At 64.9% G+C, this 23447-nt stretch carries 17 protein-coding genes and 1 tRNA gene; 10 read left to right on the forward strand and 8 right to left on the reverse strand.

Annotated features, from left to right (window positions below; translation table 11 throughout):
• The first annotated feature begins 2 nt into the window (after positions 1–2).
• From GXP39_14990 to GXP39_15015, 6 genes are all read left to right on the forward strand, one after another.
• Entirely contained in the window at positions 3–1811 is a 1809-nt protein-coding gene (locus GXP39_14990) for a thiamine pyrophosphate-binding protein (protein NOZ29339.1), read from the forward strand.
• A gap of 214 nt (positions 1812–2025) precedes the next feature.
• Positions 2026–3078, forward strand: coding sequence for an alcohol dehydrogenase catalytic domain-containing protein (locus tag GXP39_14995; GenBank protein ID NOZ29340.1), 1053 nt, complete (start codon positions 2026–2028; stop codon positions 3076–3078).
• Positions 3075–3920 carry an NAD(P)-dependent oxidoreductase gene (locus GXP39_15000; protein NOZ29341.1) on the forward strand — a complete coding sequence of 282 codons (846 nt, stop codon included), beginning with the start codon at positions 3075–3077 and terminating at the stop codon, positions 3918–3920. The genes GXP39_14995 and GXP39_15000 overlap by 4 nt, the downstream gene beginning before the upstream one ends.
• Before the next feature lie 155 nt (positions 3921–4075).
• Entirely contained in the window at positions 4076–5755 is a 1680-nt protein-coding gene (araB, locus tag GXP39_15005) for a ribulokinase (protein NOZ29342.1), read from the forward strand.
• A 51-nt stretch (positions 5756–5806) separates the two neighbouring features.
• Entirely contained in the window at positions 5807–6451 is a 645-nt protein-coding gene (locus GXP39_15010; protein ID NOZ29343.1) for an L-ribulose-5-phosphate 4-epimerase, read from the forward strand.
• Between the two features lie 129 nt (positions 6452–6580).
• Positions 6581–7258, forward strand: a complete 678-nt coding sequence (locus GXP39_15015) for a beta-phosphoglucomutase family hydrolase (protein NOZ29344.1) — start codon at positions 6581–6583, stop codon at positions 7256–7258.
• A 57-nt stretch (positions 7259–7315) separates the two neighbouring features.
• Here GXP39_15015 and trmB read toward each other — a convergent pair whose 3' ends face one another.
• The 3 genes from trmB to GXP39_15030 form a co-directional block, all read right to left on the reverse strand.
• Positions 7316–8263 carry a tRNA (guanosine(46)-N7)-methyltransferase TrmB gene (gene trmB / locus GXP39_15020; protein ID NOZ29345.1) on the reverse strand — a complete coding sequence of 316 codons (948 nt, stop codon included), beginning with the start codon at positions 8261–8263 and terminating at the stop codon, positions 7316–7318.
• Between the two features lie 71 nt (positions 8264–8334).
• Positions 8335–10215: an aldehyde ferredoxin oxidoreductase family protein gene (locus GXP39_15025; GenBank protein NOZ29346.1), complete on the reverse strand. Its 1881-nt coding sequence runs from the start codon at positions 10213–10215 to the stop codon at positions 8335–8337.
• 361 nt (positions 10216–10576) lie between these two features.
• Positions 10577–11266, reverse strand: a complete 690-nt coding sequence (locus GXP39_15030) for a hydantoin racemase (protein ID NOZ29347.1) — start codon at positions 11264–11266, stop codon at positions 10577–10579.
• 313 nt (positions 11267–11579) lie between these two features.
• On the opposite strand from GXP39_15030, the gene GXP39_15035 reads away from it, so the two are divergent.
• On the forward strand, positions 11580–12983 hold the full coding sequence (locus GXP39_15035; protein NOZ29348.1) for an MATE family efflux transporter: 1404 nt from the start codon (positions 11580–11582) through the stop codon (positions 12981–12983).
• A 43-nt stretch (positions 12984–13026) separates the two neighbouring features.
• Positions 13027–13986, forward strand: coding sequence for a trypsin-like serine protease (locus GXP39_15040; protein NOZ29349.1), 960 nt, complete (start codon positions 13027–13029; stop codon positions 13984–13986).
• A gap of 57 nt (positions 13987–14043) precedes the next feature.
• Here the strand turns inward: GXP39_15040 and GXP39_15045 are convergent.
• The 5 genes from GXP39_15045 to GXP39_15065 all read right to left on the reverse strand — a co-directional run bounded on the left by GXP39_15045 (position 14044) and on the right by GXP39_15065 (position 21734).
• A tRNA-Asn gene (locus GXP39_15045) sits at positions 14044–14116 on the reverse strand.
• Between the two features lie 112 nt (positions 14117–14228).
• A complete protein-coding gene (locus GXP39_15050; protein NOZ29350.1) occupies positions 14229–15347 on the reverse strand; it encodes a sigma-70 family RNA polymerase sigma factor in 1119 nt (372 codons plus the stop codon).
• Between the two features lie 226 nt (positions 15348–15573).
• Positions 15574–17460 carry a DNA primase gene (locus tag GXP39_15055; GenBank protein ID NOZ29351.1) on the reverse strand — a complete coding sequence of 629 codons (1887 nt, stop codon included), beginning with the start codon at positions 17458–17460 and terminating at the stop codon, positions 15574–15576.
• Between the two features lie 154 nt (positions 17461–17614).
• Entirely contained in the window at positions 17615–18463 is an 849-nt protein-coding gene (locus tag GXP39_15060) for a MurR/RpiR family transcriptional regulator (GenBank protein ID NOZ29352.1), read from the reverse strand.
• Between the two features lie 616 nt (positions 18464–19079).
• A complete protein-coding gene (locus tag GXP39_15065; protein NOZ29353.1) occupies positions 19080–21734 on the reverse strand; it encodes a pyruvate, phosphate dikinase in 2655 nt (884 codons plus the stop codon).
• A gap of 308 nt (positions 21735–22042) precedes the next feature.
• Here GXP39_15065 and GXP39_15070 point away from each other — a divergent pair, with 308 nt between their 5' ends.
• Together GXP39_15070 and GXP39_15075 are read left to right on the forward strand one after the other, a co-directional pair.
• Positions 22043–22831 carry an NTP transferase domain-containing protein gene (locus GXP39_15070; GenBank protein NOZ29354.1) on the forward strand — a complete coding sequence of 263 codons (789 nt, stop codon included), beginning with the start codon at positions 22043–22045 and terminating at the stop codon, positions 22829–22831.
• Positions 22828–23343: a phosphatase PAP2 family protein gene (locus tag GXP39_15075; GenBank protein ID NOZ29355.1), complete on the forward strand. Its 516-nt coding sequence runs from the start codon at positions 22828–22830 to the stop codon at positions 23341–23343. Before GXP39_15070 ends, GXP39_15075 begins: the two co-directional genes overlap by 4 nt.
• Positions 23344–23447: the final 104 nt, after the last annotated feature.

The following is a 23447-nucleotide window of genomic DNA, read 5'->3' on the forward strand; positions in this document are numbered from 1 at the left end:
GCATGTTGACCGGATCGGAAGTGATCGTTGAGTATCTGGTTCGTGAGGGGGTCCCCTATGCGATCGGCATCCCGGGCCACGGGAACCTGGGGCTGGTGGACGCGCTGCGCCGCCGCCAGGACGCGATCCGCACGATCCAGGTGCGCCATGAGCAGGCAGCCGCCCACCTGGCCGATGGATACTTCCGCGTGGCCGGCCGGCCGCTGGCCATCTTCACCTCCATCGGCCCGGGTGCGATCAACACTGTCGTGGGGGTGGCCACCGCCTACGTGGACTCGACCGCCATGCTGGTGCTGACGGGCAACGTGCACACCTACATGCGCGGCACCGGCGTCCTGCAGGAGATCGAACGGGTGCGCTGGGCGGACTGGCCGCGCATCCTGGAGCCGGTCGTGAAGGCGTACTGGTCCGTGACGCGTGTGGATCAACTCCCCCGCATCCTGCCGCAGGCGTTCAGCTCCATGCTCCACGGCCGGCCGGGGCCCGTGCTGATCGACCTGCCCATGGACATCCAGTGTGAGGCGGCCGAGGTGGAGCTGCCGCTGCCCATATCGGCCCGCGTCGCGGGCGGGCCGGGCGGCGATCCGGAGGCCATCGCCCGTGCGGCCGATCTCCTGTGGAACGCACGAAGGCCCGTGATCCTGGCCGGTGGCGGCGTCATCCTGGCCCGCGCGGAGGGGGAGCTGCGGCGCCTGGCGGAGCACCTGGGCGCGGCCGTGGTCACCACCATGATGGGCAAGGGCGCCTTCCCGGAGGATCACCCGCTGTACGGATGGCACGTCGGCGCCAACGGCTCCACCGTGGGCAACGCCCTCTGCACGTCGGCCGATGTGTTGCTCGCCGTGGGCTGCCGCTTCTCCGACAAGACGGCCTCCTCGTACAAGCCGGGGGCTTCCCTCGCCATCCCGCCCACCCGGCTGATCCACGTGGACCTGGACCCGCACGAGATCGGCAAGAACTACCCGGTAGAGGTCGGGATCATCGGAGACGCCCGCGCCACGCTGCAGGCGCTGGCGGACGCCGTCGCCGAGCGCGGCCCGGCCAGAGATTACACGGACAGCGAATACACCGTGGAGATCCGCTCGCTCCGGGAGGAGTGGCTGACGACGGTGCGAAAGGCACAGGAGGCCGACGTGCGCCCGATCACCATCGCCCGCGCCCTGAAGGAGCTGCGACGGGTCCTGCCCGAGGATGCGATGGTGCTCACCTCGTCGGGGCACTCCCAGGCCGAGGTCTTCCAGTCCATGGCGTTCACCCGGCCGCGCACCTACCTCAGCGCGGGGGGCTTCTCCACGATGGGATGGTCGGTGCCCGCGGCGATGGGGGCCAAGCTGGCCGCTCCCGAGCAGCCCGCCGTCGCCATCGTGGGGGATGGCGATTTCCTGCAGACGGTCCAGGAGCTGGCGACGGCCGTGCAGTATCACATCCCCATCCTGGTGGTCGTCATGAACAACGCCGGGTGGCAGTCCATCACGGATTTGCAGATCGCCGCCTTTGGGCCGGAGAGTGCGTTCGCCACCCGGTTCCACGGTCCGAGCGGCGAGCCCACCACGCCCCATCTGGCCGACGTCGCCCGCGCGTTTGGGGTGGAGGCCGTGCGCGTGACTGAGCCCGATGAGCTGGCCGACGCGGCCGCACGCGCGCTGAAGCAGGAGGCGCCCTTCGTGATCGAGGTGATGGTGAACCGCGAGTTCGGCCTGAGCGGCGGCGTCGCGGCCGGCTGGTGGGACGTGCCGGTGCCTGTGTATCTGAAGGAGCGCTACGAAGCCTACACCCGCGAGCGGACCCGGGAGCGCGTGTTCGCCGAGTGAAAGGCGATCACAGGCCGCAGGGGGTGAGATAGACCTCAAAACTGTTGACATTCCATGGCTCCCGCCCTATACTGGGCACACGTCTGGACACGCTCGCGGTCGGATCCGGCCGCGAGCCCATACGATAAGATCACGGAACCCGAGAGATCATCCCATGACGGTGCCACAAGAGAACATCACGACCGCTCCAACGAAGCTGACCGAGGATGGACGGATGTGGGCGGCCCGACTGCACGGGCCACGGGACATGCGAGTCGAGAGGGTGCCGCTACCGCCCGAGCCGGGCCCGGGCGAGGCGCTGTTGCAGGTCACGGTGACCACCATCTGCGGATCGGACCTGCACACCTACCTGGACGCGCGCATCGGGGACACGGACCTGCAATCCCCCCTGATCCTGGGGCATGAGTTCGCCGGCGTGGTGATCGCGGTGGGGCCGGACGCCCGCGACGGTAACGACGAGCCCCTGCGACCCGGGCAGCGAGTCGCCGTGGACCCGTCCATGCCCTGCGGCCACTGCGAGTTCTGCAAAAAGGGGCACCCCAACCTGTGTACCCGCCTGCGCTTTTGCGGTCTGTGGCCGGACGATGGATCGCTGTGCGAATACATGGTGATGCCCGCGCATAGCTGCTTCCCAGTGCCGGACACGATCAACGACACCGAGGCCGCCCTGTTAGAGCCGCTGGGCATCGCCATCCACGCGGTGGACCTGGCCAAGCTGAAGGTAGAGGAGAGCGTGGCCATCCTGGGAGCCGGCCCCATCGGGCTCATGATCCTGGAGATGGCCCGAATCGCCGGGGCGCACCCCATCTTCGTGACGGAGCGATTGCCATGGCGGGTGGAGCTGGCTCGTCGCTACGGGGCCGATGCGGTGGTGAACGTCCAGGAGGCCGATCCCGTGCAGGCGATCATGGAGGCCACCGACGGGCGCGGGGTGGATGTCGTCTTTGAAGCGGCGTGGGGCAGCGAGACGGTGGCGGAAGCGGCGGAGATCGCCTGTCTCGGCGGGCGGGTCATCCTGGTGGGCATCCCCAGCGAGGACGTGATGACCATGCGCGCCTCGGCCGCGCGGCGCAAGGGGCTGACCATCAAGATGTGCCGCCGTATGAAGCACACCTACCCGCGGGCCATCCGGCTGGCCGAGCAGCGCAAGGTCGACCTGATGAGCCTGATCACCCACCGCTTTCCTCTATCCCAGGTCGCCGAGGCCTATGAGCTGAACGCCGAATACCGAGACGGCGTCGTGAAAGTGGCGGTGGAGGTCACGTGACGATGAAGGTAGCGGTCACCGGAGGAAGCGGCCGCATCGGGGGCTTCGTCATCAAGGAGCTGCTGGCGCACGGCCACGAGATCGTGAACCTGGACGTGACACCGCCTTCCGAGCCGAGCGGCCGCTTCGTTCGCACCGATCTGGAGGATCTGGGCCAGACCTACGGCGGGTTATCCGGGATGGACGCGGTGATCCACCTGGCGGCCATCCCTCACCCCCTAAGCGACCCGCCAGAGGTGGTGTTCCGTAACAACGTGATGAGCACGTACAACGTGCTGGAGGCCGCCAGCGCGTTGGGCATCTCGCGCGTGGTGTTGACTTCCAGCGACTCCGCCGTGGGGTTTCCCTTCGCCCGCCACGCCATGGCGCCCGAGTACGTCCCCATGGATGAGGACCACCCGCTGTGGCCCCAAGACCCCTATGGCCTCTCCAAGCAGGTGGGCGAGGTGATCGCGGACAGCTTCGTTCGTCGCACGCCCGCGATGACGGTGATCACGCTACGTCCCTCGTTTGTGGTCTTCCCCGAGATGTACGCTCGCTTTCCACAGGAGTGGCAGGATCCCGCCCGCGGCAGCTTTAACCTGTGGGCCTACACCGATGTGCGCGACCTGGCCACCGCCTTCCGGCTGGCCCTGACGGCGCCTCTCACCGGCCATCACCGATTCTTCATCGCCGCGCCCAACTCGCGCATCAAGGACGTGCCCACGGCCGATCTGGTTCGGCGCTACTTCCCGGATACCAAGCGCATCGAGCTGACGGGGACACAGTCGGCGCTGGATTGCCGCCGAGCCGAACGGCTTCTGGGCTGGCGGGCCCAACATACCTGGGAGATGTACGTCTAATCGGATTCATCACCATGCCCCCGCGGGCCGCCATGAAGTCATGAAGTGATGAACAATGAGCGCGGGACCGCCGGGGGCACGGTCAGGAGGCCGGCTCCGACAAGCTCGTCCTTCGCTCTTCGTCTATCGTCGCATTTTCAGACAGGAGGCAGACCATGGGTACCCGCAAGTACGTGATCGGCATCGACTTCGGCACGGAATCCGGGCGGGCGTTGCTGGTGGACGTGGCCGACGGCAGCGAGATCGCCACGGCCGTCCACCCCTATGCCAACGGCGTCATCGATGAGAAGCTCCCCGGGACAGATATCCGCCTGGAGCCGGACTGGGCGCTGCAAGATCCCAACGATTACATCGAGGTACTCAAACAGGCGGTGCCGGCCGTCCTCCAGGAGAGCGGCGTGGACCCGGAGGACGTCATCGGCCTGGGCATCGACTTCACAGCGTGCACCATGCTCCCCACCAAGGCCGACGGCACCCCGCTGTGCTTCCTGCCCGAGTGGCGTGACCATCCCCACGCCTGGGTCAAGCTCTGGAAACACCACGCGGCCCAGCCGGAGGCCAACAAGCTGAACGAGATCGCCCGGGAGCTGGGATACAAGTTCCTGGATCGCTATGGCGGCAAGATCAGCTCCGAGTGGTTCTTCCCCAAGGCGTGGCAGATCCTGGACGAGGCACCGGAGATCTACGAGGCCGCCGATCGGCTGATCGAGGCCGCGGACTGGATCGTGTGGCAGCTCACCGGCGCCGAGAAGCGGAATCTGTGTACCGCGGGCTACAAGGCCATCTGGTCCAAGCGAGAGGGGTTCCCGCCGAACGAGTTCTTCAAGGCGCTGGATCCCCGCATGGAGCACATCGTCGACGAGAAGATGTCCCGCACGATCTACCCGCTGGGGGCGAAGGCCGGAGGGCTGACCGAGCAGGCCGTCCAGTGGACGGGGTTGAAGCCGGGCACCGCGGTGGCCATCGCCAACGTGGATGCCCACGTCTCCGTCCCCGCGGCCACCGTCACGGAGCCTGGCCGAATGGTCATCATCATGGGGACCTCCAACTGCCACATGGTGCTGGGCACCGAGGAGCGCTTCGTCCCCGGGATGTGTGGCGTGGTGGAGGACGGCATCATCCCCGGATACTTCGGCTTCGAGGCCGGGCAGTCGTGCGTGGGCGATCACTTCGCCTGGTTCGTGGAGAACTGCGTGCCGGCCGCATACGAGGAGGAGGCCAAAGCTCGTGGGCTGAACCTCCATCAACTGCTGGAGGAGAAGGCCGCGCGCCTGAAGCCGGGGGAGAGCGGGCTGCTGGCCCTGGACTGGTGGAACGGGAACCGCAGCGTCCTGGTCGACGCGGAGCTCACCGGCCTGCTGATCGGCGCCACGCTGGCCACCAAGCCGGAGGAGATCTACCGGGCGCTGATCGAGGCCACGGCCTACGGCACGCGGGTCATCATCGAGACGCTCGGCGAGTACGGCGTGACGGTGGACGAGATCGTCGCCACGGGCGGGCTGCCGGATCGCAACAAGCTGCTCATGCAGATCTACGCCGACGTCACCGGCCGGACGATCCGGGTCGCGGAGACACGCCAGGCGGGCGCGCTGGGCTCGGCCATGCATGGCGCCGTCGCGGCGGGCAAGGAGGCCGGCGGCTATGAGACGATCGCCGAGGCCGCCAAGCACATGGCCCGGTTGGGGGACGCCGTCTACCACCCGATCCCCGAGCACACGGCCATCTACGACCGTCTCTACGCCGAGTACATCACCTTGCACGACTACTTCGGGCGTGGCGCCAACGACGTGATGAAGCGGCTGAAAGCGCTCCGGGCGGAGATCCTGGCAGGATAGAAGAACGGAGATAGGAGAATCCCCAATCTCCATCTCAAGGAGGCTCCTGCATTGCTTGAATCCCTGCGCGAGGAACTGTGGCGGCTGCACCTGGAGCTCCCGAAGAACCACCTGGTGACCTGGACCAGCGGCAACGTGAGCGCCCGTGACCCCGAGACCGGCTACGTGGTCATCAAGCCCTCGGGGGTACGCTACGAGGAGCTGCGGCCGGAGCACATGGTCGTCGTGGACCTAGAGGGGAACGTCATCGAGGGGAAGCTCAAGCCGTCGTCCGACACGGCCAGCCACCTTTACATCTACCGCCACCGGCCGGACGTCAACGGCGTCGTGCACACGCACTCCCCCTACGCCACCGCCTTCGCCGCGCTGGGGCGCCCGATCCCCGTCTACCTGACGGCCATCGCCGACGAGTTCGGCGGCCCGATCCCATGCGGCGGGTTCGCGCTCATCGGCGGCGAGGAGATCGGCCGGGTGGTGGTGGAATCCATCGGCGACTCGCCCGCCGTGCTCTTGAAGAACCACGGCGTCTTCACCGTCGGCCCCAGCGCGGAGGCCGCGGTGAAGGCGGCGGTGATGGTGGAGGACGTGGCGCGCACGGTGTGGATCGCGCTGCAGATCGGACAGCCAGACGAGATCCCACCGGAGGACGTGGCGAAGCTGCGGCAACGATACGCCACGGAGTACGGGCAGCCATAGAGCGCATGACGAAAGACCAAGGACGGACGACCAGGGGGATAAGCCCTCGGCCGTTCGTCCTTCGTCTATCGTCTTTTCTCACCCGCCTCTGACATGGACAGAACCACAACGCGAGGGCCGGAAAAGGAAGTGGAGGAACACACGATCGAACAACAGCCACGCGCCGTCTTATGGGATCTGGATGGCGTCATCGCCGACACGAAAGCGTTGCACCTGGAGAGCTGGCGCGTCACGCTGGCGGAATTGGGCGTCAGGCTGGATGAGGAAGCGTTTCACCAGGCCTTCGGCATGCGCAATAGCGAGGGAATCCCCCGGATGCTGGGGAGGCCGGCCTCATCAGAGGAGATCCAGCGCATCGGACAGCGCAAAGAGGCGCTCTTTCGGGAGATGTTGCGCGGCCGCCTGCAGCCCGTGCCGGGAGTGCGCGAGTGGATCGCCCGGCTGCGAGAGCGGGGATGGCGACAGGCGGTGGCCTCCTCGGCGCCACGGCGGAACATCACCGCCATGCTGGAGGAGCTGGGATTGAGCGAGGCGTTCGATGCCACCATCTGCGGCGAGGAGCTGAACACGGGCAAGCCCGATCCGGAGATCTTCCTTCGGGCTGCGGAGGCGGTGGGCGTGCCGCCGGAGCGATGCGTCGTGGTAGAGGACGCTATGGTGGGGGTCGAGGCGGCCCGCCGGGCAGGCATGAAGTGCATCGCTGTGACCACGACGCACCCCGCGCCCGACCTGGTCGCGGCCGATCTCGTCGTGGATACGCCGGCGGCGTTGCCAGACGACGCCTTCGACGCGCTGCTAGACAGATGAGGATAAAGCCTCAACAGAAAAAAACCCGGCGCCTCTGGGGCGCCGGGTTTTCGCATCTCATTCTCCCCCACGCGCCGCCTCATACACCAGGTCTAACGCGCGCTGAACGGCCGCGGTCGGAACGAAGCCGCAGCCGGGGGCCGGCCGGATCACCCACGCCCCCTCACGAGGGACGATCTCGATCCAAAAGCTCTGCGTCAGCCCCTCCTCCGCCGCGATCACGTGGACCATCCCCGTCTGGCGCTTGGGGTCATAGAGAAACGACTTGAAGACGACCGTGATCTCCCCTCGCGCCTCCGCCGGCTGAAAGCGATCCGGATCGAAACGATCGATGCGATATGTCCTCAACGAGATGTCCTCTTTGACCGGGATATCGATATGAGCCTGCTTGGACAGCGATAGTTCGTAGAATCGCCTCTGCCCCTGTTCGGACCACTTGCGCTCATACTTGGTGCCGAAGCGAGGGGGAACCTCCTCCACCCGGACCCCGAACCCGGTGTCCGGCACCTGCTCGAGGATCCAATCCACGTAAGGCCGATAATCGGTGACCACCTGAACGTCCCCACCATCGACCAGCCGGCTGTTCAGCAGCCTGAGGAAACCGTGGCCGAACAGGCGATGCTTGACGTGCTTCTCCTTGCGCCAGGGACAGGGGAACAGGGAGTAGACATGCTGCACGGATCGTTGGGTAAAGAGCCGTTCGAACGCGACCCGGGCGTCCACCTGGATGATCCGGACGTTGGACACGCCCGCCTGAGCGATGCGCCGCAGCCCCCTCTGGACGGAGGGCCATTCCATCTCGATCCCGACGAAGTCCCGGTCCGGATGCGCCAGGGCCTGCTGCACCAGATACGCGCCGTTTCCAAACCCGATCTCCACGATCAACGGCGCTTCACGGCCGAACCGCTGTCGCCAGTCGATGGGCCGCTCCGACTGCCGCCAGGGAATGAAAGGCTCCAGCGAAAGATAACGTCGTCTCATCGAATCGATATTAGCCCATCCCATGAGGGCGGGATCCCTCCCCCTCTACCAACTCTTCAGGATATCCCGCCCTCATGGATCGCCACCAGCGTTTCTCAGCTCCCATAGAGCAGATCGGCCACCCAGCTAATTCCCAGCTCGCGCAGCTTGCCCGCGGTGGGCGCTCCCGTCTCCTTGTCCCATCCGTTCATCTCATAATAGAGCTCGATCGCCTCCTGGATATCCTCGGCGGGCACGGCCACTCCCTTCGCCGGGCCGGACTCGAACGGCGTGGAGAAGCGCCAGGGCGCCACGTCGTCCTTGGCAGTAAACCCCTCCCGATAGTTGAAGGCACGGGCCATAGCCAGCGCCCGCTCTCCCACCTTCATCAGCTCGAAGACGGAGCTATTCCACCCCGTCACGCCCCTCACGATGTCCCGCATCTGCTCCTTGCTATAGGGCATGAACATGCACAGCCCCATGCAGTTCCAGAACACCTGCCAGTCGATATGGTACTTGGCCAGACGCACCTTCTCGATGCCCAACGTGTCGGCCGGCAGGGGATCCAGGATGCCCAAAGAGCGCATATCCTGAATGGCCTTGCCCTCCGATTCGTAGCTGGTGTCGTGGATGTTATGCATGTGATCGGCGCCGGTGGGCGAGGTGGCATATCCCAGGTCCAGGGCGAACTTGATTCGGGGCTCGTGCATGGGGACCTCCTGGCCCTTGACCTGCATGGCGTACTTCTCGGTCCCACGACCGATCTTCTGAGCCGCCCGCAAGGAGCCCTCCGCCAGCAGATCGCCGAACCCCTCGCGACGAGCGATCTGCTCGAGCAGGGTGATCATGGCCTCCGCATTGCCGAAGTGCAGGTCAAGCCCGCCCGTGTCTTCCTTGGTCAGTAGTCCCCGCTCAAAGCACTCCATAGCCCAGGCGATAGTCACACCGGCGGAGATGGTGTCCATCCCATAGGCGTTGCACAGCTGGTTCCCGTAAGAAATGGCCTCCAGATCGTCGATGCCGCAGCAGGAGCCCAGCGAGCCCGCCGTCTCATACTCCGGCCCTCCATAGACCGGGTCCACCTTATACCGGTTATCCGTCTTCACCTTGCGCTTACAGGTCACCGGGCAGGCATAACAGGTATCGCGGCCCACCAGGATGGTGTTCGTCATCGTCTCGCCGGTGATCTTCTGCGCGCCCTCAAAGGCCCCCTCCTGGAAGTTGCGGGTGGGCAATCCGCCCGACTCGCTGAGGAACAACAGCCCGCCATCGGTGCCATGGTCATGCAGGCCGCCCGTCCACTCCTCCATGAAGTGCTCCCGCAGCCAGCCGCCCACTTCCATCACCTTCTCCCGATCGGCGAGCGCCACCTGCCCCGTCCCGCGCACGGCGATGGCCTTGAGTCGCTTGGAGCCCATCACCGCGCCCAGCCCGGTGCGACCGGCGGCCCGGGTGGTGTCGTTGATGACGCAGGCATAACGGACCAGATTCTCGCCGGCCAGGCCGCACTGAGTCACCCGAAGGCGGCCGTCCCCCAACTCCTCCTTCAGGAGATTCTCCACCTCGGCGGTCTCCTTGCCCCACAGATGAGAGGCATCCCGAATCTCCACCTGGTCATCGCGGATCCACAGGTAGACCGGCTTCTCAGCTTGCCCCGTGACGATGATCGCATCCCATCCGGCGTGCTTCAGCTCCGCTCCCCAGAAGCCGCCCACATCCCCCTCGCCGAAGCCACCGGTGAGCGGAGATTTCGCCCCCACAGCGTTGCGGCCGCTGCCGCCGATGGGGATGCCCGTGGTGACTCCCGGGGCGAAGATGAGCAGGTTCTCCGGCCCCAGGGGATCGGTGCCCGGCTTTAATTCCTTGAGCAGATAATAGGCGATGAGCCCCCAACCACCCAGATAGGTACGGAAGAACTTCTCGCCCGGCTGCTCAATTCGGGTCTCTCCCGTCGACAGATCGACACGCAGGATCTTGTTGTGGAATCCATAAGGCATGAGGCTTCCTCCTTCACTTGTCTGGACATCGATCACCCATTAAAAGCATCACACACCGAACCACCGAGAGAACCCAGTTCCCCAACGCGAGTGGACCCAATCCCCCTCGGGGTCAGATGCGACCCGGGGACCACCTGATAACCATAGCCTATACAATTTAGGGGCATTCGTCAAGCAGGGTCATTCGCGTCAACTTCAAGACTCTTCTCAGCCTTTCCTTGCCCGGCTGGAGCGGGGGCTCTGGCCTACGGCCCAAGCTCCGCCGGACAACAGTCCGGCGACTCCAAGCGGACTGTCGTCCGCTTGGAGCACGTATGGGCAGGTGGGGTATTCGTCAAGCAGGGTATGAATCCGGACGCGATCATGAGGATGGGGCTCGGGCGAAGACAACTTCCTGGTTTCCAACGGCAGCATAATACGCCGTCAGCCCTCCGGCGACAACGGGATCGATCACCGGGCACCCCAACTGCTCCTGAAGATATGGGGCCAGGCCAATGGTCGAGAATCCCGTGCAGGCCAGGAGGATCACGCCGGCACCGCGATCGAGCAGGCGCCGGGCCGCGACCACGGCGCGCTCCTTCCCCTCCGGCGACATTAGATCCAGGGTCGTCTTCACGCCATCCGGCACCCCCCAACCGACCAGGCGATCGCCGAGCACCCCGGCGACCGGGGCCAGCACGCCCTCTACGATACTGATGGCGCCCACCGGCCTCCCCAGGGACAACGCCATGGCAGCCGCGGCCGAGCCAGCACCGACGACGGGTACCGACACGGCCTGGCGCAGCTCCGGCACGCCAGGATCCGCCGCACAGCTCACGAACAGCGCATCGGCTCCAGCATCCCGCACCAGGGCCTGCCCCAGAGCCACGATGGCGGGCACCGCCTCTCGCTCCAACCGTTCATTCCACAATCCTTCTGGATAGCCCTCAATGCACCGATTGACGACCCGCAGTTCCGGGTCGTCGATGAACGCCTCGATCAACCGCCCATGCCGAGCCAGGACGTCCGGATCGTCGGTGGTCAGCACGCGAATCAGGCCGATGGTGGTCATAGAGCCAGCTCCCTTCAGAAGAGATGAGTCATGGAGCCCACACAGTCGCGCTCCACATGAAAGCGGACCTCATTGTATCACGTCGCCCATGGGCCTCCAAAGTCACACCGATCCAAAACCCGCCGATGGCGTATCCAAACGGGCGGGGTAGGTCAAAGACGGAAACAGGGAGGTTTCGCTCCCCGCCGCATTTCACCGAAAAAGATACACGACCAACCCACCGAACGCGTTGACAGGCGCGAGTGCCTGTGTTATTCTGCGCGGGCGTTCAGCCCGAGTGGGCTGAACCTACCCCGAGGCGGAGATAACAACGGTGAAACGGCCACAGCAATGGGGTCTCCCTCATGTGACAACCTGGTGGGTGGGGATCCAGCGAATCGCCACGGGCGGTGACGAGATCGGCCGGGTCGTGAACCAACTGGCCTGGCCGGTGATCATGGAGAACCTGCTACAGACGCTGTTGGGCGTCGTCGACATGATGATGGTCTCCCACCTGGGCGCCAGCGCGGTCGCCGGGGTAGGGGCGGCCAATCAGGTGATCTGGGTGCTGGGCGCCTCCTTCTCCGCGGTGATGGTGGGCACGACCGTGCTAGTCGCCCACGCCATCGGGGCGGGCGATCGGGCACAGGCGAACCGAGTCGTGAAACAATCGGTGCTGCTGGCCCTGCTCATCGCCGCCGTCCTCGGCACCCTGGGCCACCTCTACGCCGAGGAGATCATCTTCCTCATGGGCGCGGAGCCGGATGTAGCCGCGGCGGGCGGCACCTACCTGCGGATCATCATGCAGATGGTCTTCTTCATGATCACCATGTTCGTGGTGGGCGCCGCCCTGCGCGGCGCCGGGGACACCCAAACCCCCATGAAGGTGACCGCCTTCATCAACCTGGTGCATGTCGCGATCGCCTACGGGCTGATCTTCGGCCACTTCGGCCTGCCACGTCTGGGCGTGGCGGGCTCGGCATGGGCCGCCAGTTTCTCCCGCATGACGGGCACGGCGATCCTGGTGGCCGTCCTGCTCCGCGGCAGAGCCCCCGTCAGCCTGCGCGGCCGGGGCGGATGGCGGCCGGATCTGCAACTAATCCAGCGGCTGTTCCGTATCGGGGTCCCCTCCATGGTCGAGCAGGGGCTTCTCAGCGTCGGCATGCTCCTGTACGGCGTGCTGGTCATCCGGATGGGGACCAAGATCTATGCCGCCCAGCGGATCACCTTCCAGATGATCTCCCTGTCCTTCATGCCGGGCATCGGCTTCGCCACGGCGGCCACCACGCTGGTCGGCCAGAGCCTGGGAGCGGGGGACCCGGAGCGCGCGGAGCGAGGGGCCTGGCGGGCCACGTTCTCCGCGCTGACCTGGATGTCCACAATGGGGTTCCTGGTGGCCGCCTTCGGCCGCCCCCTCATGCGGCTTTTCATCGACGACCCGGAGATCATCCAGATGGGAGCCGACGCGCTGAAGGTGATCGCCCTCACACAGCCTCCCCAGGCCTTCGCTCAGGTGCTGGCCGGCGCCCTGCGCGGGGCAGGGGACACCCGCTTCCCCATGTGGGTAACCACGGCCGGCATCTGGCTGATACGGCTGCCCCTGGCCTATCTGTTCGGCCCGGTGATGCGACTGAGCCTGGCGATGATTTACGTATCCAACATCGTCGACGGCACGATCAGGGCCATTCTGGTATATATACGTTTCCAGCGCGGGCACTGGAAAGAGATCGAGGTATGACCGCCCGCAGAGGAGAGGAGATCGAATTGATGAGGGCTTTGGGATGAGAAAAATCCTCGGAGGGCTCGCCCGCCTGTTGGGCTGGCTGATGATCGCAGTGATCGGCGGGGCGGTCGGGGCGCTGATCACGGTGTGGTATCTGCAGGCGAACCCGACCGCGCAACGTACCGACCTGATTCTGTGGTCACACAGGGCCGAGCCAACGACTTTGCGCGTGGCCATCGCATCGCCCGAGCTCCCCACCCCAACGGCCACCCCAACTCATACACCGACGCCCACGCGCACGCCCACCCCCGAGCCCACGCCCGCCCACACGAGGGATTCCGCGCCGACGCCAACGCCCTCCATCGCGGAGGTCGTGCAACGGGTAGGGGCTGCCGTCGTGACCGTCGTCAATTACCAGGGGACGATCGATCACTTCGGCGTCGAGATGGAATCTGAGGTCCGGGGATCCGGCGTGATCGTACACCCGCAGGGATACATCGTAACGAACCACCACGTCATCGCGGATCACCAGAATCTGGAGGTGATCCTGGCGGACGGGAAGGTGATGGAGGCCCGCTGGGTGGCCAGTGATCCCGATCGGGACTTGGCGCTGATCCAGATAGACGGGACGACGACGCAGCTCCCGGTGGCCTCCTGGGGGGATTCAGACTCGCTGCGTCCTGGCGAGTGGGTTTTGGCCATCGGCAGCGCGCTGGGGGATCTGACCAACACGGTGACGTTCGGCATCGTCAGCGGGGTGAATCGGCAATTGGACCTGGAAGAGGGCAGGACCATCGAGGGGCTGATCCAGACGGATGCCGCGATCAATCGCGGCAACTCCGGAGGTCCCCTGGTGAATCTACACGGGGAGATCGTCGGCATCAACGCGTGGATCATCCGGCAGGACGACGGCCCCGACCACACGGTAGCAGAGGGGTTGGGATTTGCCATCCCCAGCCGGGTGGCCCACCAGATCGTCAGCCAGTGGATCGCCATCGACAGCAACAATCCGGAGTGACCCTCGCAAAAAGAAATCCCCATCGCCTTCACGATGGGGATTTTCATCGGTAGGGAGCTCCCCGGGCAGGACTCGAACCTGCAACCAACCGGTTAACAGCCGGCCGCTCTGCCAATTGAGCTACCGAGGATTACCGTCGCAATTATACTGCAACCACCTACCCAGGTCAAATCTTCACCAAGCAGCGAAGGTCCCCTGAGCGAAGCGACCGAGGGAGCCATCTCCTCAGGGCCGCAAAAGCTCTACGCCAGATAATCGCGCAGCTTGCGCACGCTCAGGGGCCCTCGCAACTTTCGCAGTGCCTTCGCCTCGATCTGCCGAATGCGCTCCCGGGTGACGCCGAAGGCCTGTCCCACCTCCTCCAGCGTGTGGCTGTTGCCATCCTTCAATCCGAACCGCATCTCCAGCACCTTCCGCTCACGCTCCGGAAGCGCGCTGAGGATATCCGCCAATTGCTCCTTGAGTAAAAGCAACGCAGCCTGATCGACAGGGCCCGGCAGACTGTCATCCTCGATGAAATCGCCCAACGAAACCTGCTCCTCCGATCCGACCGGCATCTCCAAGGAGATGGGTTCCTGCGACACCTGGGTGATGCTGCGCACCTTGTTGACGGCTTTCTGCAGCCGCCGCTCCACGGCTTCGTCCGCGCGGCGGCCAGCCGCACGCGCTTGCAGGATCTGCTCCTTGTCCTCCGCGGAGAGGATATCCATCTCCAGCACGATCTCCTCCGCGGTGGGCTCTCGCCCCAGCTTCTGCTGGAGCTCCCGCTGCACCCGCACCTGCCGGTTGATGTTCTCGATCATATGCACGGGGATGCGGATCGTGCGCGCCTGATCCGCGATCGCCCGGCTGATCGCCTGGCGGATCCACCAGGTGGCGTAGGTGCTGAACTTGTACCCCATCCGATAATCGAACTTCTCCACAGCCCGCAACAGACCGATGTTCCCCTCTTGAATCAGATCCATCAGGGACAGCCCCCGCCCAACGTAATGCCGGGCCACGCTGACCACCAGACGCAGGTTGGACTGCGCCAGGCGGTCCTGTGCGCGCTGGGCATCCCAGATATCCATGAGCAAAGCCTCGTGATCCTCAACGGGCGCCCCCTCCATCAGACGACGCTTGGCCTCCTTACCTCGCTGGATCCTCTTAGCCAACAGGATCTCCTCTTCGGAGGTGAGCAACGGGTGACGCCCGATCTCCTGCAGATACATACGAACCGGGTCGTTGATCGTCTCAGTGCCCGCCAGATCATCCGAATAGTCGTCGTCCAATTCCATTGAGCCCGCATCTGGTCGCAGAGGGATCTTCTCGGTCATAGCAGCTCCGTCGAGATCATCGTAGGGGGAGAAGAGATCCATCATCCGCCAAGCAAGAAACGACAGATCACGTAGCTGTAGTTACCAACCGGGCTTACCGTGAACAGCTTTCCTCACCCAAGCAATCGGATGAGACGACAACGGGAGCGGCTACTGCGCTCACCCAGGTCTTCAGGAACACGCGCCAGGGGGCCCTGTGCATGACGATGACGAGATAACCTGTACCTTGTCGCCCCGCTAGGAACGACCGACGCGGCCCCGATCGCCCGGGTTACCCGCGCTTTCCTACCAGAGTGCGCTGTGCGAGGATCGTCTGCAACCGGCCGATCTCTCGCGTGCGGTCCCGGACCAGCTGCCCATAATCATGGGCGGCCACGTCGTCCTCCGCCTCCTGGGCCTCCGCGAGCAGCCGTTGCAGCTCGCTTAAAGACCGGCGCACACGCGCGGCGCGCAGGCGCAGGATCGTATCCACCATGTCCTTGACGGCGTGCTCCGTCGGCAGCACGGGCATCCGGGCTACGGCCTGAGACAATCTGGTCCATTGCGGCTGCAAAGCGGCCGAAAGCCGCTCCGCGAACTCCGCCCCCCGCCAGGAACCCTCCGCGGACTGGATCGCCTCGAAGATCTCGCGATTCTCCGTCCGTTCAAAGTCGTCGGCCTCAAGCGGCGTCAGGGATACCCGGGCCAACTCCTCGATCACCTGAGGGATCAGCTCCGGCCGGGCGATGATCTGAGCCAGACAATACTCTTCGACGTCCAGCCGCTCGGACTTGGGGACATCGGCGGGCATGGCGCGTGAAACAGGCTGCCGCCCGTTCCGCGTCCGCCGGGCGACCTGTTGCTCGATGATACGCTCATCGACCTGCACCCGACGCGCCAGGAGCTGGATATAATGCTGCCGCATCACCTCATCGGAGAGCTCCCGGATCAGAGGTACGATCTCGGCCACGGCTGAGGCTTTCCCCCGAGCCGTGTTCAGGTCATAGGTCTCAACGGCCCTCTGCAAATAGAAGTCGATAATCGGGAGCGCCCGATCCACCAGGGCGGGCCACCCATCCGGGTCGCCGCGGATCACCTCGTCCGGGTCCTGGCCATCCGGCAGAGAGAGGATCCGAAGCTCCGCCTGCAACCGACGCTCGTAGCGCACCAGACCATCCGGGGAGGGGACGGGTACCATCTCCCGATCCAACGCCTGCCGCGCTTGCTCCAACCCCCGAAGCGTGGCCTGCTGACCCGCCGTGTCGGGATCCAATGCCAGGGTGAAGTTCTTGGTATACCGCTTGAGCTGGCGCAGTTGCGCCTCGGTGAGCGCCGTCCCCATAGAGGCGACGACGTTGGCATATCCGTGCTGGTGCGCGGCGATCACATCCATGTACCCTTCCACAATGATGACCTGATCGGCCGCGCGGATGGCCTGACGCGCCTTGTCCAGGCCAAACAACGCACGGCTCTTGTCAAAGATGGGCGATTGGGGGGAATTCATGTACTTGGGCTGGCTGCCATCGAGCGAACGAGCGCCGAAGGCGATGACCCGTCCCTGCACATCGCAGATGGGAATCATCACGCGGCCCCGAAAGCGATCGTAGTATCCACTGCCGCGCTGCCGCTCAATGACCAGACCCGCAGCCGCGATGTCCTCCAGAGCATACCCTTGCTCCAGCAGATATCGCTGGCCTGCCTCCCAATCATCCAAAGCGTAACCGAGCTGGAAGGAGCGTATCGCCTCCTCGTTCACGCCGCGTCCAGCCAGATACGCTCGCGCCCGTTCCGCCTCGGGGTGATGAAGCAACAAGTGGTGGTAGTAGAGGGCAGCGGCGGCACATACCGCCCGGAGCCGATCACGCTGCTGCTCCGCCTCCGAGTCACTCGGCCGGGGGGGCTCCAACTCGACGCCCGCCTGGCGCGCCAATAGCTCCAGCGCCTCGCGAAAATCCAGATTCTCGCGGCGCATGATGAAGGTGAAGATATCACCTCCGGTGCCGCACGCTCCGAAACAGTGCCAGGTGCCCGTCTCCGGGAAGACCACAAAGGAAGGGGTCTTCTCGGTGTGAAATGGGCACAACCCCTTGTAACGACGCCCGGCGCGTTTTAGAGGAACGTAAGCGGAGATGACCTCGACGATGTCGAGACGCTCTTTGATCTCATCGACGACGCTCATCGTCGATAGATGGCTCCATAAAGGACTCTGTTACCACCACCCCGGGTGTTGCATTATACGCTGTAGGGTATCGCGTTGTCAAAATGTGGTCGGATGGAACGCTCTGCTCGGTGTGAGGCGAACCGTGGTGGGGGAAGGAAAATGCGATGTCGTCCTATCGGCGCCGCGCCGCCTGCTGACGCAACGCCTCCAGCTGATCCATGACGGCCCGCACCTGCTCGGCGCGCTCCTCCGCCTCCGGCCTGGGATGCAACAGGGACAGGATGTGGGCTATGGAGACCAACAGGACGAGCCCGCAGGTGAGATGGGGGAGTTCGGCCTGTGGGCATGTGATGGCAACTTCGGCCGAGCGAGCCAGCGTGGAGCTCGGGACCCCCACGAACGCGGCGGTAAAGGCGCCGCGATCTCGAGCCAACTGGACGGCGGCAGCGAGGTCGTATCCATCGTCGTCCAGGAGCATGCCGATGACGACATCCCCCTCCCCGACGTCACACATCGCCTCCGCTATGGCGCGCTGGCCGGGCGGGACCGCCTGGGCATCCAGGCCCTGCCGCCGCAACAAAGCGGCGAACAAAGCGACCGCGTGCGCCTCCGTCCCCTCGCTCAGCAGATAGATGTGACGAGCCTCGGCCAGATGCCGGACGATCTCGGTGATCGCCTGCCCGGCGTCCAGCACCACCATCTGAGAGAGCAGCTCGCGCGCGTTGTGGACCGTCCTACGGTACAGCTCGCCCGGGGTCTCCTCCTCCGTCAACGGCTGGTAGCGCGCTCGGATCTCCTGGCGCACGAGTTCCTGCATCTCCTGGCGTAGCTGGGGATAGCCGGAGTATCCCAAACGCTGTGAGAACCGAACCACAGTCGCGGGGTCGACTTGCAGGTGCTGGGCCAGCTGGGAGCCAGACATGAAGGCCGCCTCCTGATACGAGTTCAGGAGGAAATCCGCAATGACCTGGTGGCTGGGCGGCAGGATCGGGTAGATCCGGCGGATTCTTTCCTGGAACATGTGATCCCCCTTTCAATCGGCCGAGAGGTGTTGCCCCTCCTGATGTCCACTGCGCAATGGTGAGCACTCTCAACCAGGATGCCAGGAGCGTTTGGAGAGGTGATCCGACGTTGAGATGGACGATACGCGGGCACACGGCAATCCCTATTGTACCATGGAGAGCCCGGGAGCGAAAGTGAACGCGATCCCGGCTCGCCTCGCCCGGCAGACAGATCATCCGGCCAGGTCTCAGAGAGTATCTGAGAAAAGCCGTTGCCTCTGCCGTGGGGAGGCCCGGAGGGGCGCTGCCCCCCCGGAAAAAGCCCTTCTTCCGCCTTCGACCTGCCCGGCCCCGGCCCGGGTCCTGCGGAAAGGGCCGAGAAAGGCAGGTACAAGCCGGAAAAGTGAGCTTTCCGTGGAGGGGAGGTCCCCTCCACGCCTCCCCCTGTAGAGCTGGTCACTGAGGGAGCCTCTCAGACACCTTACCGGTAAATTTTCAGGCACGCTCTTAGGTGTGTTCTTCAGACACATTCTCAGCGAGATGCGGGCGAATCCCACCCCGCACAAACGCGCAAGCGCCGAGGCGGCATCGCCTCGGCGCCTGTCTTCAGAATCCACCCGACGTCGTCGGGATCGACTACTTGTCTCGCTCGCTCTCGCCCAGAGCAGCCTGAGCCGCCGCCAGCTTGGCGATGGGCACGCGATACGGTGAGCAGGACACGTAATCCAGCCCCACCTTGTAGCAGAACTTCACCGACTCGGGCTCGCCGCCATGCTCGCCACAGATGCCCACCTCCAGATCGGCGCGAGCCTTGCGGCCCAGCTCCGTCCCCATCTGCACCAGCTTGCCCACCCCCTTCTGATCCAACACCTGGAAGGGATCCTCGGGGAGGATCTTGCGCTCGACGTAAAGGGGCAGGAAGCGGCCGGCATCGTCACGGCTCATGCCGAAGGTCGTCTGGGTCAGATCGTTGGTGCCGAAGGAGAAGAACTCGGCCGTCTGAGCGATCTCATCGGCCAGGAGCGCCGCGCGCGGCAGCTCGATCATGGTACCGACCTTGTACTCGAACTCGACGCCGGTCTCCTCCATGACCTCCTTGGCCACGCGATGGACGATCTCAGCCTGCAGATCGAGCTCGTTGCGATCGCTCACCAACGGGATCATGACCTCCGGGAAGACGTGGATGCCTTCCTTCTTGACCTCAACGGTGGCCTCAAAGATGGCGCGAGCCTGCATCTCGGTGATCTCCGGATAGGTCACGCCCAGGCGGCAGCCGCGGAAGCCCAGCATCGGGTTGAACTCATGCAGCTGCTCGATCCGGTCGTAGATCTTCTGGGCGGGCACGCCGATCTTCTTGGCCAGTTCCTCGATCTCCTCCTGCTCGCGCGGCAGGAACTCGTGGAGCGGCGGATCCAGCGTCCGGATGATGACGGGATACCCGTCCATCTCCCGGAAAAGGCCCGCGAAGTCGCTGCGTTGCAACGGCAGCAGCTTGGCCAACGCCTTGCGACGCGCCTCCGGCGTCTCGGCCAGGATCATCTCACGCATGGCATCGATGCGATCGCCCTCGAAGAACATGTGCTCCGTGCGGCAGAGGCCAATGCCCTCGGCGCCGAAGCCGCGAGCCACACGGGCATCACGCGGGATGTCCGCGTTGGCGCGCACGCCCATGGTGCGGAACTCGTCTGCCCACTCCATGAGGGTGGCAAACTCACCGGTCAGCTCGGGCTCCACCACCGGGGCCTGCCCCAGGATCACGCGACCGGTGGAACCATCAATGGTGATATAGTCGCCCTCGCGCACGACGACGCCGTTGGCGCTGAACTGGCGCTTCTCGTAATCGATGAGCACGTCACCCGCGCCGGCTACACACGGCTTCCCCATGCCGCGGGCCACCACAGCGGCATGGCTGGTCATGCCACCGCGGGCGGTCAGGAACCCCTGAGCAGCGGCCATGCCGTGGAAGTCCTCAGGAGCGGTCTCCACGCGCACCAGGATCACCTTCTCCCCTGCGCTGCCCAGCTCCTCGGCCTCGTCAGCGTCGAAGACCACCTTGCCCGTCGCGGCGCCGGGGCTGGCGGGCAGGCCGGTCGCGATCACCTGCACCTTCGCGTCGGGGTCGATCATGGGATGCAGAAGCTGGTCGAGCGCGTCCGGGTCCACACGCTGCACAGCCGTCGCCTTGTCGATCAGCCCTTCCTTCACCATGTCCACGGCAATCTTCACGGCGGCGAGGCCAGTGCGCTTACCCGTGCGGGTCTGGAGCATGTAGAGCTTGCCCCGCTCGATGGTGAACTCCAGATCCTGCATATCCTTGTAATGCTTCTCCAGCCGCTCGGCGATCTCCAGGAGCTCCTTGTACGCCTCGGGCATCTCCTTGGCCAGCTCGTCGATGGGCTTGGGCGTGCGAATACCCGCCACCACATCCTCGCCCTGCGCGTTGGTCAGGTACTCGCCATACAGCTTCTTCTCACCCGTGGAGGGGTTGCGGGTGAAGGCCACGCCGGTGGCGGAATCCCAGCCCATGTTCCCAAAGACCATGGTCACCACGTTGACAGCGGTGCCCAGATCGTCCGGGATCCGGTTGATGCGGCGGTAATCTCGGGCACGACGACCGTTCCAGGAGTTGAACACGGCCGCGATGGCCATCTTCAACTGCTCGTAGGGATCCTCGGGGAAGTCCTTTCCGGTCTCCTCCTTGATGATCCGCTTAAATTCCTTCACGATCTCCTGGAGCATCTCGGTGGTGAGGTCCGTATCCAGGCCGCCCTCGGTCTTGGCCTTCCACTCGTCCAGCACGCGCTCGAACTTCTCGCCATCCACGCCCATGACGATCTTGCCGAAGAGCTGGACGAAGCGCCGGTAGGCGTCCCAGGCGAACCTCGGATTCCCGGTCAGCTTGGCCAAACCTTCCAGCGTTTCCTTGTTGAGGCCCAAATTGAGGACGGTGTCCATCATGCCCGGCATGGAGAATTTGGCGCCGGAGCGGACGGAGACCAGCAGGGGGTTCTCCGGGTCTCCGAACTTCTTACCCGTCTTCTCCTCGATCTTGCGCAGAGCCTCCAGGGTCTGCTCCCACATGCCTTCCGGGAACTGCTGGTCGTTGGCCAGAAACGCGTTGCAAGCCTCGGTCGTGATCGTGAAACCCGGCGGAACGGGCAAACCAGCCCGGGTCATGTCGGCCAGACCGGCCCCTTTGCCGCCCAGGAGAGCACGCACACCATCCCACGAGCCCGCATACTTTTCCGCCTCGTCTACTTCCTCGAAGAGGTATACCCACTTCTTGCTCATAGAATTGAATCCTCCTTAAAGAGAAGAGTGTCAACGGTGCAGAGAACGAATCACCCCAGGCATCAAGCACCCCGGCCAGGAGACATCACCACTACCTGCGCCGGGGACGTACCAACGTGTATTATAAGAAGGGGCGGCGATTTTGGCAAGTTGGTTTACAGCGCCGTAAGTTATCCTGTCCCCCACAAGGCCGAAAAAGCGCGCCGCTGAGCGCGAAAGGGCCCATGCCTCACCCGAGGGCTTTGCGGCGCGATTGACGCCTCGGAACGCGGCGCCTATAATGCGTTCAGTGCCAAGCGGAGGTGCATATGTTAGACGTCGTCGTGACAGCCGGGTTTGACCCCCAACGCCCGGACCCGCTGGCAGCCGCGCTGGGCGCCTCGCAAAAGGCGCTGATCGACGTGGCCGGGCATCCCATGATCTGGTGGACGGTGCGAGCCCTGCGCGCATGTCCTTTCATCGGACATATCGTCGTCGCCGGACTCGATCCCGCGCTCCAGATCGATCTGGGCGAGGGCGTGACATGCCTGCCCAATCACCCCGATCACTTGGAGAACGCCGTGAGCGGGGTCAACCACCTGCTGTCCCTCAACCCAGACACGGAACACGCCCTGTTGGCCTCAGGCGATATCCCTCTGCTGCGCCCGGAGACCGTCCGCTGGTTTGTGGAGGCCTGCTCCGCAGGAGATCACGACTTCTACTATTCGGTCGTGGAGGACCAGGTGATGGAGGCGCAATTCCCCGGAGCAGGCCGCTCCTACGTGCGACTGAAGGAGGGGCGATTCTGCGGCGGCGATCTGTTCCAATTCCGAACCAGCGTGCTCCAGGCGAACCTGGATCTGGCCCGCCGGCTGCTGGCGGAGAGGAAGAACCCGCTGCGCCAGGCCCAGATGCTCGGGTGGGGGACGCTGATCAAGCTCGTGCTGGGCCGCCTGACCATCCAGGAGGGAGAGCAGGTCGCCAGCCGGCTATTGCGCTGCCGAGCGAAGGTGGTCATCTCTCCTTACGCGGACCTGGCCATGGACGTGGATAAGCCCCACCAACTGGAGATGGCGCGCCGGCTGCTGGCAGAACGAGCGGAGGTGCAAACGGGATGAGACGCACGCCCCTGGGACGATGGCTGATCGCACGAGACCGAGCCTTCAGCGAGTGGTGTCGGCGCGTCGGCCAGGGGCGCGCACGACGGTGGGCCGTGCTGGGCGCCCACCTGGGGGATGGCTGGATCTGGATCTCCACCCTGGTCGCCGCGCTGATCCTCGCCCCGTCGGATCGACGGTGGCTGATCTGGCGATGGGCCGCGGCCATGCTCATCGCCGGGGGGATCACCACCTCGCTAAAATTCGCCTGGCGCCGCCAGCGGCCCACGCAGATCGGCGGGTTCTACTCCCAGACGTACGATCAGCATTCCTTCCCATCCGGACACGCCACCCGCATGGGCACCGTGGCCGTCTTCGTCCCAACGCTCCTCCCTCGCTGGGGTTGGGTGGTGCTTCCCCTCGTGCTGTGGGTCGCCTGGTCCCGGGTCGCCCTGGGGGTACACTTCCTCCTCGACGTGGCCGTCGGCCTGGCGCTGGGGATCATCATCTCGCTCATCGCGCTGGCCGTGTGAGTTCGCAGGCGACGAGTGTGGTATAATGCGATGAGCGTCCATCGCGTGGACCGACAGCCGCGCGAACCGTGATCTTAAGGGTGGTCGAACGCAAAGTTGCCCGT

It is taken from the genome of Chloroflexota bacterium (genome assembly GCA_013152435.1).
GTDB lineage: Bacteria > Chloroflexota > Anaerolineae > DUEN01 > DUEN01 > DUEN01.